The organism is Actinacidiphila yanglinensis (assembly GCF_900107965.1).
Taxonomy (GTDB): Bacteria; Actinomycetota; Actinomycetes; order Streptomycetales; family Streptomycetaceae; genus Actinacidiphila; species Actinacidiphila yanglinensis.
The window spans coordinates 42,454-55,518 of the sequence record NZ_FNVU01000007.1; the positions used below are offsets into that span (position 1 = coordinate 42,454).

Sequence of the window (13,065 nt, forward strand, 5' to 3'; positions counted from 1 at the left end):
CGGTCGCGGCGCGGTGCGTCCCGGGGACCGGGTCGGTACGGGGGCGGCCACCCCCGGCGGGGCCGGCCGGTCGCATCCCGCCACCGGCGGCGCGGGTCACCGCCCCGGGGCCGCTGATCACAGCTGGCCCCAGCGGCGGATGGCCGGGGCGACGCGCTGGACGCCCTGGCGGTAGGCGGTGCGGGCGGACTTGCGGATCATCCGGCGGGCGGCCTTGCGCACCCGGCTGCTGCCGCCGGTGGCGGTGGCCGTGCGCACGGTGGGCAGCCCCTCCGGGTCCAGGCCCTGCCGGGCGAGGATGCCCGGCAGGTAGCCGGGGGCGGTGCGCAGCGTGTAGTACGGCGTCAGTCGCGGCAGCCGGCCGGCGGCGCGCAGGGCGTGCACGCGGGCGCGCAGGTCGGCGTACGGGTCACCGGTGCCCACGCCGTGGGAGGCGGTCCACTCGGGGTCGGCCTCGGGCAGTCCGCCGTCGTCGAGCTGGTCCCAGGAGGCGAGGCAGCCCGAGCCGAGGAAGTGGTGGTTGCCGAGGGTCTCGCGGATGCCGAGGTCGGTGAGGATCGCGGTGGGTATGCCGCGGTGCAGCGACTCCAGCGCGGCGGTGGAGCTGACGGTGACCAGCAGGTCGGTGCGGTCGAGCACCTCGCCCATCGCGCCGTAGACCAGGGAGACGTTCTCCGGCGGCTCCAGCGACTCCATCAGGTGCTGGTAGGGGTGTTCCTCGATGTGCGTGGTCTGCTCGCCGGGCATGCTGCGCAGCTTCACCAGCACCTCGCGGTCGGGGTTCCGGCGGGCGTGCTCGACGGCCCGGCGCAACAGGTAGAGCCGTTCGGGCCGTTCGGCCGGCGCGGACGGCTGCACGGCGAAGGTGACGGTGAACGGCCGGCTGCTGTCGCGGCGGTACGCGGCGCCGTCGAGGAACGGCAGCGCGGTCTCCACGATGGCGCCGGTGGGAAAGCCGACCCCTTCGTACACGGACCGGAAACGCAGCGCGTCGTCGGTGCTGTTGGCGAGCACCACGTCGGCGCCGGCCCGCAGCAGCAGGCCGTCGGTGAGCTTCTCGTAGACCACGCCGACGTAGCCGGTGACCACCACCGGGCGGCGGGCGTGGCCGCGCCAGGCCCGGTCGAAGCCGTGCAGGAAGCACTGGATGGTGCCGCCCACACAGGAGACGACCAGCACGTCGCAGGTGTCCGCGCTGATCTCGGCGAGCATCTCCGCGGCGGTCTGCTCGGTCATCGTGTCGGCCGGAATCCCCAGTTCGGCGAGTTGCCGCGGGGTGGGCGTGGCACGGCCGCGCAGGAAGCGGGCATCGAGCCGCGCATCCGGGTCGATCCGGCGCGCGGTCAGCGCACCCCACTTCCAGCGGGTGTCCGAATCGGCGATCACCGTGACCCGCAGGGGCAATGACGTACGTTCTGGCACGTCGCAGACAGTAGGAAGCGGGTGGGTGGAATGGGCTAATCGAAGGCCAACGGAAGGTAAACAGAATGCCGCTACTTTGCGAGTGATCACCCAGCGCGAGCGAATCACCTTCTCGCCATTCTCCGTTTACCTGGAAGTACGCAACCGGCAAAGTACCGAGCCGAGCGGCGCCCTAAAGTAATCGCGTGGTCAAGCTCTCCGTCATCGTGCCCTTTTTCAATGTGCAGCCATTCGTTCCCGATGCGCTGCGCAGCCTCCGAGCAAACGCCCGTTCGGACTTCGAGTTCCTGCTGATGGACGACGGGTCGACCGATCGGACCCCGCAACTCCTGGAAGAGGGTGTCGGTTCGCTGCCGGGCGCCCGGGTCATACGCCGCGACCACACCGGGGTCGCGGCGCTGCGCAACGCGGGAATCGACGCGGCGCGGGGCGAGTACCTGACCTTCATGGACGGCGACGACTGGCTCGCCCCCGGCTACCTGCCGCAACTGGCCCGCGCCATGGACGAGTTGGACGTCGACTTCCTGCGCACCGACCACGTCCAGTGCACCGGCTCCACCCGCAACGTGATCCGCGCCCCGCACGGCCGCCGCAACGCGCGGCTCGACCCGCGCTCGGCGATCCTGCCCGCGGACCGGCCGTCGCTGGTCGACTACCCCTACTCCTGGGCCGGCGCCTACCACCGCCGGATCGTCGAGCAGGGCCTGGTGCACATGCCCGAGCACCTGCGCACCGCCGAGGACCGGCCGTGGATCTGGCGGCTGCACCGGGAGGCGAAGTCCTGCGCGGTGGTCGGCCTGCTGGGGGTGCACTACCGGCGCGGGGTGAACACCTCGCTGACCCAGATCGGCGACGAGCGGCAACTCGACTTCGTCCGCTCCTTCGACCAGGTGATCGCCGAACTCGCCGGCGACCCCGACGAGGAGCGGTTCCTGCCCAAGGCGATCCGCACCTACTGCGCGATCATCGCCCACCACCTGGACAACATCGACCGGTTCGAGCCGGTGCTGGCCCGGCGGCTCAAGACGCTGTCCGCCGCAGCGCTCGGCCGGCTGCCCGCGGACCTGCTCGCCGACGCGCTGGACTCGATGGACGCCGAACGCAGCGCCCGGGTCCGCCGCCTGCGCGGGCGGATGTCGGGCAGGGCCGACGGCCCCGCGGCGGGCTCGGCCGGCGATGACGGCGACGACGGTGTACGCGACAACGCGACCAGCGGATCGGCGGTGGCCTGATGGCTCGCACCCAGCTCCTCCTTGCCTCCACCCTCTACGGCATGGCCACGCTCGCCGCGGCCATCGACGCGGGCACGCTGCCGCCGGCCGACCGCCGCATCCTCGTGGTCAGCAACAACGCCGGCGTGCCCGAGACCCATGACGCCCCCGACCGGTCGCCCGGCTTCGAGCCGCTGCGCGCCCGCTTCGACCGGGTCGTGTCCTGGAACGACGCGATCCGGCCGATGCACCCGGGCGGCTGGTCCCCGCGCACCGACGAAGTCCCCATGTGGGACCGGTACTTCCGGCAGCTGTGGCATCTGGGCGAGGACGACCTCGACCTGGTCGTGGAGTCCATCCAGGTCGCGCCCGCGCTGTCCTTCGCGCAGGTCTTCACCGGCGCCCCGATCACCGTCTATGCCGACGGCCTGATGTCCTACGGCCCGACCCGCAACAAACTCGGGCTGCTGGTCGACACCCGGATCGACGCGCTGCTCCACCTGGACCTGGTGCCCGGCCTGGAGCCGCTGCTGCTCAGCGAGTTCGGCGTCCCCGCACGGGTGGTACCGAGCGCGGAGTTCACCAAGGTGCTCGCCGAGGTGGCCGAGGCGACCCGCACGAGCAGCCTCGTCGGCGCCGACCCGGTGGACGAACTGCCCGCCGACGCGGCCCTGTTGCTCGGCCAGTACCTGTCGGCGCTCGGCATCCTCAGCGTCGAGGAGGAGGAGCGGCTGCACCTGACGCTGGTGCGCGGTGCGGTCGCCCTCGGCCACCGCCGGCTGGTCTTCAAGCCGCACCCGACCGCGCCCGCGCACTGGTTGGAGCCGCTCCGCGAGGAGGCGCGCAAGCTGGGCGCCGAACTGACCGTGCTGGACAGCCCGGTGCTCGCCGAGGTGGTCTACCAGCGGGCCCGGCCCGCCCTGGTGGCCGGCTGCTTCTCCACCGCGCTGCTGACCGCGTCCGCCCTCTACGGCATCCCCGTCGCCCGCAGCGGCACCAAGCTGCTGCTCGACCGGCTCTCGCCGTACCAGAACAGCAACCGGGTGCCGGTGACCCTCGTGCACGCGCTGCTGCCCGACGTGTCCGACGCGGACGCCGTACGCGACTGGACGTCGCCCTCGCCGCAGCAGGTGGCCGACGAACTCACGCCGCTGCTGCACACGGTGGGCTACTGCATGCAGGCCGAGGCGTACCCGCACCTGCGGTCCGAGGCGGTGGCCTGGCTCGGCGCGAACCTCGGCCCCGGCACCTGGCCGTACTTCAAGCGGCGCCGGCTCACCTCGCTCGGCCTGCCCGGCGCGCTCCCGCCCCGGCGCTCGCTGGTGCCGCGGGTGCGCGCCGTCCGGAGGGTCGCCCGCGGCGCCCGCGCGCTGAAGAAGGCCGCCCTCGGGTGAGCCCGGGCACGGCCCGCGGGCTGCGCAGCTCGCCGGATAACGGACACGGTCGCTCGGACGCCCTGCCCTACGATGGAACAGTGAGCGACATCACCCGTGGAAGTCTGCGCGAGCAGCCGACGCGCGCCGAGGCGATCCTCGCCGTCGGGCTGCGCGACGAGAAGAGACGGCAGACCAGGCGCCACATCGCGGAGGTGGCCACCGGGCTGTTCCTCGAGCACGGCTTCGCCCGGGTGACGATCGCCGAGGTGGCCCGCACCGCCGAGGTGTCCGTGAACACCGTCTACACGTACTTCCCCTCCAAGGAGGACCTGGTCTTCTACCCCGAGGAGGCGTCCGCGCAGCGGATGGTGCAGATGGTGCGGGACCGCGAGCCGGGCCAGTCCGCCGCGGTGGCGGTGCTCGCCGCCCTGCGCGGTGAACTGCGCAACGGCGACCGCATGGTGGGCCTCACCCAGGGCTTCGGCCGCTTCCTCGAAATGGTCCGCGCCGAGCCCACCCTCTCCGCGCGCCTGGACGCCACCACCCGCGAGATGGTCGACGCCCTCGCCGAGACTCTCGCCGCCGAGACCGGTGCCGAGCCCGGCGACCCCACGCCGCGCCTGGTCGCCTCCCAGCTCGGCTGGGTCCAGGAGCAGCTCTTCCGCGAGATCGGCGACCGGTCCCGGGCCGGGCGCCCGCCCGGCACCGTCGCCGAGGACGCCCTCGCCCTGCTCGACTCCGTCGAGTCCCTCCTCGGCCGGCGCGTCCTGACCTACGCCACCCGCTGAGCGCCGCGCCGCGCGGCTCCGCCACGGGCGGCGGGGCGGGAACGCGGCGTCGAACCCGCCGCCCGGGGAGGCCCGTTCTAGAACGCGTCGGTGGGGACGTACGTCCCCCACACCTCGCGCAGCGCGTTGCAGACCTCGCCCACCGTGGCGCGGCAGCGCAGCGCCTCCTTCATCGGGTAGAGCACGTTGTCCGTGCCGGTGGCCGCCTTGCGGAGGGCGTCGAGCGCCTGGTCGACCGCGGCCTGGTCGCGGTCGGCGCGCAGCCGGGCCAGCCGCTCCGCCTGCTGCGCCTCGATCGCCGGGTCCACCCGCAGCGGCTCGTACGGCTCCTCCTCGTCGAGCTTGAACCGATTGACGCCGACCACGACCCGCTCGCCCGCGTCGGTCTCCAGGGCGATCCGGTAGGCGTTCCGCTCGATCTCGGACTTCTGGAAGCCCCGCTCGATCGCGTTCACCGCCCCGCCCAACTCCTCGACCTTGCCCATCAGTTCCAGGGCGGCGGCCTCGACGTCGTCGGTCATCGCCTCCATCACGTACGAACCCGCGAACGGGTCCACGGTGGCGGTGACGTCCGTCTCGTGGGCGAGCACCTGCTGGGTGCGCAGCGCGAGCCGGGCCGACTTGTCGGTGGGCAGCGCGATGGCCTCGTCGAAGGAGTTGGTGTGCAGCGACTGGGTGCCGCCGAGGACCGCGCCCAGGCCCTGCACCGCGACCCGGACCAGGTTCACCTCCGGCTGCTGCGCGGTGAGTTGCACCCCGGCGGTCTGGGTGTGGAAGCGCAGCATCTGCGACTTGGGGTTCTTCGCCCCGAACTCCTCGCGCATCACCCGCGCCCAGATCCGGCGGGCGGCCCGGAACTTGGCCACCTCCTCCAGGATGGTGGTGCGCGCCACGAAGAAGAACGACAGCCGTGGTGCGAAGTCGTCGACGTCCATCCCGGCGGCGATCGCGGTCCGCACGTACTCGATGCCGTCCGCGAGCGTGAAGGCGATCTCCTGCGCGGGCGAGGCCCCTGCCTCGGCCATGTGGTAGCCGGAGATCGAGATGGTGTTCCACCGCGGGATCTCCGCCTGGCAGTACGCGAAGATGTCCGCGATCAGCCGCAGCGACGGCTTCGGCGGGAAGATGTAGGTGCCGCGGGCGATGTACTCCTTGAGCACGTCGTTCTGGATGGTGCCGGTGAGCTTGTCGGCGGGCACCCCCTGCTCCTCGCCGACGAGTTGGTAGAGGAGCAGCAGCAGCGCGGCGGGCGCGTTGATCGTCATCGAGGTGGACACCTTGTCCAGCGGGATGCCGTCGAAGAGCACCCGCATGTCCTCGATCGAGTCGATCGCCACACCGACCTTGCCGACCTCGCCGCCGGCCAGCGGGGCGTCGGAGTCGTGTCCCATCTGGGTGGGCAGGTCGAAGGCGACGGACAGGCCATTGGTGCCGTGGGAGATGAGCTGCTGGTAGCGCGCGTTGGACTCGGTGGCGGTGCCGAACCCGGCGTACTGGCGCATGGTCCAGGGGCGGCCGGTGTACATCGACGGGTACACGCCGCGGGTGAACGGATAGCGACCGGGCTCGCCGAGACGCCCGGCGGCGTCCCAGCCCGCCAGGGTCTCCGGGCCGTACACCGGCTCGATCGGCAGACCGGACTCCGACTCTCGCGTCATGCTCTCCGCCTCCGCTGGCTCGCTGATGGGGGTACCGGGCCCTGCGGCCGGGCGCACCCGGTCCCGCCGGGATGCGCGGGGCGTACGGCGCGCGGTACGGGCGGCAGACGGGGCCGTCGCCCCCCGCCGCCCGCCCGGGTCGCGGCGAAGTGACCGACGCGTAAACGGATGGGCCCGCCACGGACTGTAGCGGGACGCGGGTGGGCCGGGCGGGATTCGCGCTGGGACCTTCCTCACAGTGCGCCGCGGCGGCACTGGGCGAGCGCGGCCGGGCAGGGGGAAAACGCACCCGGCCGCGCTCTGTGTCGCGGACACCGGTACGGGGAGAACCGGCGTCCACCGGACCGATGACCAGTCGGTCCACTCCTATACGGCGGCGCGGGGCGCGGAAGTGTCACCCGACGTGCCGGGCGGGCCGTCCGGCGGGCCCGCCGAAGGTCAGTGCGACGCGCCCGGCGGTGTCACGCGGGAGTGCCCCCGGGCGCGGTGCCGGCCGCGCGGGAGGTGCTTCTTCTGGTCGCCGTCGCCGTGCTCGTGGTTGCCGTGCGCCGAGGGCGCGACGAGCTGGCGTTCCGCACCGTGCGCGGCGCCGTGCGCGGGCGGGGCCGGGGGCGGGCCGCCAGGGTCGGGCGCGTCACCCGGCGCCTCAGCACCGTGGCCGGTCACCCCGACGACGCCTGCGTCGGGCCCGCCGGACCGGTCCGGCGTGGCGGTCGACGGCGCGCTGGTGCCGGCCGGCCGGACCGGCTCCCGGGCCCCGGCCTGCCCGGTGACCGCCGCCACGGCGACCGCGACCCCGCCGAGCACGACCACGGAGGCCGCCGCGGCCATCACGATCCGCGTCGACCGCCCGACCCGCGCCCGCCGCGCCGGCACCGCCCGTTCGGCGCACGACCGGCTCGCGGCGAACCGGCCCACCACCACGGGTTCGGGCAGCGAGACGCCCGGGCCGGGCCGGCCGGCGGCCGGACGCCCCGCCACCGGCACGCAGGGGGACGGTGCGCCGACCGCCGGCAACTCCACCGCCGGACCGTCGGTGCGGGCCGCACGCGCCGCGCGGAAGGCCGCCAGTGCCTCCTCCTCGCGCAGCGGATCGAGCGCGTCGAGCGAGGCGGGTCCGGCCGCCGCCGCCAGCAGGAGCAGCGCCAACCGCTGCGCCTCACCTTCGGCTTGTGCGTCGGCGAGCGGCGGCCGCCGCCCGGACAGCAGTGCCTCGGCCGCGTCGTGGGTCAGCCAGTCCGCGCGGCCGGCAGGCACACCGGGGTGCACGGGCACACCGCCCGAGCCGCCGGTTCCCCGCGGGCCCGGTGGTCCTTCGGGCCGTCGCGGGCCGGGGAGCCCGGCCCGTCCGTCGTCGCTCATGCCTCTTCTTCCTCACCGTGCCCTCGGCGCGGAGAACGTCACATCCGTCCGCGCTGCCGCTCGTTCCTCTGCTTCCTCCTGCGCTCCGTGAGTATCATCCTCCCGGTCCTCGCGGGCCGGGGCGAGCTGTTCGGCCAGCCGTCGCAGACCGCGATGGGTGGCCATCCGCACCGAACCGGCCCGCCTGCCGAGCACTTGGGCCGCACTGGTGGAGTCCAGGCCCATCACCACCCGCAGCAGCACCGCTTCGGCCTGCTCGCGCGGCAGGGCCGCTATCGCGGCCAGCGCGCGGTCGGTGGCCACCGCGTCCAGCGCCTCGCCCGCGGTGTCGGCCAGGCCCGGCAGGGCGACGAGTTCGTCCACCCCGGCCCCCGAGACCGGCCGGCGGCTGCGCGCCCGGATGTGGTCGAGCGCCCGGTTGCGGGCGATCCGCGCCGCCCAGCCCCGGACCGCGGCGCCGCCGCCGCGGAAGCCCGGCAGGTCACGGGCGATCTGCAGCCAGGCCTCCGAGGCGACGTCCTCCGCGTCGCCCGGCCCGACCAGGCTGCGTACGTACTGCAGCAACTGCGGTTGCACCGCGCGGTACAGCACCCTGAACGCGGTCTCGTCACCGCCTTGCGCCGCGCTCACCGCGGTTTCGAGATCCACGTCCGGCCCCGCCCCCTCGACCCCCTGGTCCCCCGTGGACATCCACCATCCTGCCCCATGGCGGCCGGTGACACTTTCGGACCTGCGTACGCCGTACAAGACGGCGGCCGGGGACGCTCCTGTGGGGGGAGGCGGACCCCGGCCGTCTTCATCCGCCCGCGGACGCCGCGACGGCGCCCGCCGGGCCCGTCGTCACCGTGCACGCGCGGGGCCGCCGCACATGGCCGCGCATGGCCGCGCATGACCGCGCATGACCGCGCATGTCGGAGGCGCTCCCGCACGTCCGCCACGCCGAGCGCACCCTCCGAACAGCCGCACGTACGGGTGAATTCGCGGATCGGGCCAACCGGCCCGGGCGCGGCGGCGTCTACTGTTGCGGTACCCCCGTCACGCGCCGCGTCACAGGCCGCGTACCGCCCGCCGTGCGACTCCCCGCACCGGCGGGACCGCATCGCGATCCAGGAGTTCCGCTGTCCAGCGACACGCCGCCCGAGGGGCTGAGCCTGCTCAACCGCGCCTCGGCCGCCGACGCCGAAACGGCCCTCCTCACCTGCTGCGGGGCCCGCCGCTGGGCCCGGCGGATAGCCGCCCACCGCCCCTACCCGACCGTCGACGCGCTGCTGGCCGCGGCCGACGAGGCGGCCTACGACCTGACGCCCGCCGACCTCGCCGAGGCACTGGCCGGCGAGGACACCACCGCGCTGCCGGACCGCGGCGGCCTCACCGTGCACACCGCGCTGCGGGCGGCGCACGCCGCGTACGAGGCGAAGTTCGGGCACGCCTTTGTGATCGCCCTGGAGGCGGCCGATCCGGCCGTCGCCCTCGACCAGACCATGTCCAGCCTGCGCACCCGGCTCGGCCACGACGCGGACCGCGAGTCGGTCGTCGCCGCGGAGCAGTTGCGGCGGATCGGCCGGGCCCGGCTGCTGCGGCTGGCGCTGCGCCCCGGCGCACGCCCGCCGATCGTGCTGGCGGACGCGGGCACCGCCTGACGTTCACCCGACCGTGCGGGATCGATCACACAAGCCCGACCCCGCCCGTCGGGGCACAGGTCACGTCGCTACGATGGCCGGGGCCGGTGGACCGTACCCGGCCGGGCGTGACCGACACGAAGCCGGCAGCCCTCACCCCGCTCCCGGAGGGTAATTTCCGTGCCGGCTGGAACGCTGTACCGCGGCCGGGAAGGCATGTGGTCGTGGGTGGCTCATCGAGTCACCGGTGTCCTCATCTTCTTCTTCCTGTTCGTCCACGTCCTCGACACCGCCCTGGTGCGGGTCTCCCCCGAGGATTACGACAAGGTCGTGGCGACCTACAAGACGCCCGTCGTCGGCCTGCTGGAGTACGGCCTGGTGGCCGCGATCCTCTTCCACGCGCTGAACGGCCTGCGGATCATCGCGGTCGACTACTGGACCAAGGGCCCCCGCTACCAGAAGCAGATGTTCTGGAGCGTGATGGGCCTGTGGATCCTCCTGATGCTCGGCGCGATCTACCCGGTCCTCGGCCACGCCGCCCGAGACCTGTTCGGGAGCTGAACGACACATGGCCACTGAAGTCTCCCCCAAGGACGCGGTGGAGCTGACCAGCTCCAGCGCCTCGTACAGCCCGGACAACCCGGCGCCGCTGATCGAGCCGCCGCGGGCCCGCACCCGGCGCACACCGCGCAGCACCCGCACCAACTTCGAGCTGTACGGCTGGCTGTTCATGCGGCTGTCCGGCGTCGTGCTGGTGGTGCTGGTCATCGGCCACCTGCTGATCCAGCTGGTGCTGGACGGCGGTGTCACCAAGGTCGGCTTCGCGTTCGTCGCGGGCCGCTGGGCCTCGCCCTTCTGGCAGTACTGGGACCTGGCAATGCTCTGGCTGGCCATGCTGCACGGCGGCAACGGCCTGCGCACGATCATCAACGACTACGCCGAGCAGCCGAACACCCGTGTCTGGCTCAAGACCATTCTGTTCACCGCCGTGGCGTTCACCATCGCGCTCGGGTCCCTGGTGATCTTCACCTTCGACCCGAACATCCGCTAGGGCCAGGGCCGGACAGGGAATCGACACCATGCAATTCCACACGTACGACACCGTCATCGTCGGCGCGGGCGGCGCCGGTATGCGCGCTGCCATCGAGGCCACCAAGCGCAGCCGCACCGCCGTCCTGACCAAGCTCTACCCGACCCGGTCCCACACCGGCGCGGCGCAGGGCGGCATGGCCGCCGCCCTGGCCAACGTCGAGGAGGACAACTGGGAGTGGCACACCTTCGACACGATCAAGGGCGGTGACTACCTGGTCGACCAGGACGCCGCCGAGATCCTGGCGAAGGAGGCCATCGACGCGGTCCTGGACCTGGAGAAGATGGGCCTTCCGTTCAACCGGACGCCCGAGGGCCGGATCGACCAGCGCCGCTTCGGCGGCCACACGCGCAACCACGGCGAGGCCGCGGTACGCCGCTCGTGCTACGCCGCGGACCGCACCGGTCACATGATCCTCCAGACGCTGTACCAGAACTGCGTCAAGGAGGGCGTGGAGTTCTTCAACGAGTTCTACGTCCTCGACCAGCTGCTGACCGAGGTGGACGGGGTGCGCCGGTCGGCCGGCGTGGTGGCGTACGAGCTGGCCACCGGCGAGATCCACGTCTTCCAGGCGAAGGCGGTGATCTACGCGTCCGGCGGCACCGGCAAGTTCTTCAAGGTGACGTCCAACGCGCACACCCTCACCGGTGACGGCCAGGCGGCGGTCTACCGGCGCGGGCTGCCGCTGGAGGACATGGAGTTCTTCCAGTTCCACCCGACGGGCATCTGGCGGATGGGCATCCTGCTCACCGAGGGCGCCCGCGGCGAGGGCGGCATCCTGCGCAACAAGGACGGTGAGCGCTTCATGGAGAAGTACGCGCCCGTCATGAAGGACCTCGCCTCGCGCGACGTCGTCTCCCGCGCGATCTACACCGAGATCCGCGAGGGCCGCGGCTGCGGCCCCGAGGGCGACCACGTCTACCTCGACCTGACCCACCTGCCGCCGGAGCAGCTGGACGCGAAGCTGCCGGACATCACCGAGTTCGCCCGCACCTACCTGGGCATCGAGCCGTACACCGACCCGATCCCGATCCAGCCCACCGCGCACTACGCGATGGGCGGCATCCCCACCAACGTGCAGGGCGAGGTGCTCTCCGACAACACCACCGTCGTCCCGGGCCTGTACGCGGCCGGCGAGGTGGCCTGCGTCTCCGTGCACGGCGCGAACCGGCTGGGCACCAACTCGCTGCTGGACATCAACGTCTTCGGCCGACGCTCCGGCATCGCCGCCGCGGACTACGCCCACGCCAGCGACCTGGTGCCGCTGCCGGAGAACCCGACCGAGAAGGTCGAGGCGCAGATCGAGCGGCTGCGCAACTCCACCGGCGACGAGCGGGTCGCCGAACTGCGGCTGGAGCTGCAGGAGTGCATGGACGCCAACGTCATGGTGTTCCGCACCGAGCAGACCATCAAGACCGCGGTGGAGAAGATCGGCGAGCTGCGCGAGCGCTACCTCAACGTGTCCATCCAGGACAAGGGCAGGCGGTTCAACACCGACCTGCTGGAGGCCGTCGAGCTGGGCAACCTGCTGGACCTCGCCGAGGTCATGGCCGTCTCCGCGCTGGCCCGCAAGGAGTCCCGCGGCGGCCACTACCGCGAGGACTTCCCCACCCGCGACGACGTCAACTTCATGCGGCACACGATGGCCTACCGCGAGGTGGACGCAAACGGCGCCGAGTCGATCCGCCTCGACTACAAGCCGGTCGTGCAGACCCGCTACCAGCCGATGGAGCGTAAGTACTGATGAGCACCCCGACGCTCGACAAGCACTCTTCGGCCCTGGACGCGGCCGAGGTCACCGGAACCCACCTGATCGCGATCACGCTGCGGGTGCGCCGGTTCAACCCGGAGGTCTCCGCGGAGGCCGAGTGGGTCGACTACCAGATCCAGGTCGACCCGAAGGAGCGCGTGCTGGACGCGCTGCACAAGGTCAAGTGGGAGATCGACGGCTCGCTGACCTTCCGCCGCTCGTGCGCGCACGGGGTGTGCGGCTCGGACGCGATGCGGATCAACGGCAAGAACCGGCTGGCCTGCAAGACGCTGATCAAGGACGTCAGCCCGGAGAAGCCGATCACCGTCGAGGCGATCAAGGGCATGACGGTGCTGAAGGACCTCGTGGTCGACATGGACCCGTTCTTCCAGGCGTACCGCGACGTCATGCCGTTCCTGATCACCACGGGCAACGAGCCGACCCGCGAGCGGCTGCAGTCCGCGGCCGACCGCGAGCGGTTCGACGACACCACCAAGTGCATCCTGTGCGCGGCGTGCACGTCGTCCTGCCCGGTCTTCTGGAACGACGGGCAGTACTTCGGCCCGGCCGCGATCGTCAACGCGCACCGGTTCATCTTCGACTCGCGCGACGAGGGCGGTGAGCAGCGGCTGGAGATCCTCAACGACAAGGACGGGGTCTGGCGCTGCCGCACCACCTTCAACTGCACGGACGCCTGCCCGCGCGGCATCGAGGTGACCAAGGCGATCCAGGAAGTGAAGCGCGCCCTGATCACCCGCCGCTTCTGATCCCGCCGGTGGGCTGCCGAGC

Annotated in this window: 12 protein-coding genes; 8 read left to right on the plus strand and 4 right to left on the minus strand. The window is 72.5% G+C overall.

What is annotated here, in order from left to right; genetic code table 11:
• Positions 1–117 precede the first annotated feature (117 nt).
• Complete coding sequence (locus C4U44_RS17610; RefSeq protein WP_200823299.1) at positions 118–1,422, minus strand: DUF6716 putative glycosyltransferase; 1,305 nt, start codon at positions 1,420–1,422, stop codon at positions 118–120.
• Between the two features lie 185 nt (positions 1,423–1,607).
• Here C4U44_RS17610 and C4U44_RS17615 point away from each other — a divergent pair, with 185 nt between their 5' ends.
• The 3 genes from C4U44_RS17615 (at position 1,608) to C4U44_RS17625 (ending at position 4,797) form a co-directional block, all read left to right on the plus strand.
• Positions 1,608–2,654: a glycosyltransferase family 2 protein gene (locus C4U44_RS17615; protein ID WP_103886789.1), complete on the plus strand. Its 1,047-nt coding sequence runs from the start codon at positions 1,608–1,610 to the stop codon at positions 2,652–2,654.
• Complete coding sequence (locus tag C4U44_RS17620) at positions 2,654–4,027, plus strand: polysialyltransferase family glycosyltransferase (protein WP_103886790.1); 1,374 nt, start codon at positions 2,654–2,656, stop codon at positions 4,025–4,027. Before C4U44_RS17615 ends, C4U44_RS17620 begins: the two co-directional genes overlap by 1 nt.
• An 80-nt stretch (positions 4,028–4,107) precedes the next feature.
• Positions 4,108–4,797, plus strand: a complete 690-nt coding sequence (locus C4U44_RS17625) for a TetR/AcrR family transcriptional regulator (protein ID WP_235032164.1) — start codon at positions 4,108–4,110, stop codon at positions 4,795–4,797.
• 77 nt (positions 4,798–4,874) lie between these two features.
• Here C4U44_RS17625 and C4U44_RS17630 read toward each other — a convergent pair whose 3' ends face one another.
• From C4U44_RS17630 to C4U44_RS17640, 3 genes are all read right to left on the minus strand, one after another.
• The gene (locus C4U44_RS17630; RefSeq protein ID WP_103886791.1) at positions 4,875–6,455 is read right to left on the minus strand and encodes an acyl-CoA mutase large subunit family protein; all 1,581 of its coding nucleotides are present in this window, start codon (positions 6,453–6,455) and stop codon (positions 4,875–4,877) included.
• 438 nt (positions 6,456–6,893) lie between these two features.
• On the minus strand, positions 6,894–7,817 hold the full coding sequence (locus C4U44_RS17635; protein ID WP_103886792.1) for a hypothetical protein: 924 nt from the start codon (positions 7,815–7,817) through the stop codon (positions 6,894–6,896).
• 12 nt (positions 7,818–7,829) lie between these two features.
• Entirely contained in the window at positions 7,830–8,507 is a 678-nt protein-coding gene (locus tag C4U44_RS17640; protein WP_103886793.1) for an RNA polymerase sigma factor, read from the minus strand.
• 380 nt (positions 8,508–8,887) lie between these two features.
• On the opposite strand from C4U44_RS17640, the gene C4U44_RS17645 reads away from it, so the two are divergent.
• The 5 genes from C4U44_RS17645 (at position 8,888) to C4U44_RS17665 (ending at position 13,043) form a co-directional block, all read left to right on the plus strand.
• Complete coding sequence (locus C4U44_RS17645) at positions 8,888–9,457, plus strand: 2-oxo-4-hydroxy-4-carboxy-5-ureidoimidazoline decarboxylase (protein ID WP_235032165.1); 570 nt, start codon at positions 8,888–8,890, stop codon at positions 9,455–9,457.
• A gap of 159 nt (positions 9,458–9,616) precedes the next feature.
• The gene (gene sdhC / locus C4U44_RS17650) at positions 9,617–9,997 is read left to right on the plus strand and encodes a succinate dehydrogenase, cytochrome b556 subunit (RefSeq protein WP_103886795.1); all 381 of its coding nucleotides are present in this window, start codon (positions 9,617–9,619) and stop codon (positions 9,995–9,997) included.
• A 7-nt stretch (positions 9,998–10,004) separates the two neighbouring features.
• The gene (locus C4U44_RS17655; RefSeq protein ID WP_103886796.1) at positions 10,005–10,487 is read left to right on the plus strand and encodes a succinate dehydrogenase hydrophobic membrane anchor subunit; all 483 of its coding nucleotides are present in this window, start codon (positions 10,005–10,007) and stop codon (positions 10,485–10,487) included.
• A 28-nt stretch (positions 10,488–10,515) separates the two neighbouring features.
• Positions 10,516–12,270, plus strand: coding sequence for a succinate dehydrogenase flavoprotein subunit (sdhA, locus tag C4U44_RS17660; RefSeq protein WP_103886797.1), 1,755 nt, complete (start codon positions 10,516–10,518; stop codon positions 12,268–12,270).
• The gene (locus C4U44_RS17665; RefSeq protein WP_103886798.1) at positions 12,270–13,043 is read left to right on the plus strand and encodes a succinate dehydrogenase iron-sulfur subunit; all 774 of its coding nucleotides are present in this window, start codon (positions 12,270–12,272) and stop codon (positions 13,041–13,043) included. Before sdhA ends, C4U44_RS17665 begins: the two co-directional genes overlap by 1 nt.
• The last annotated feature ends 22 nt before the right edge of the window (positions 13,044–13,065 follow it).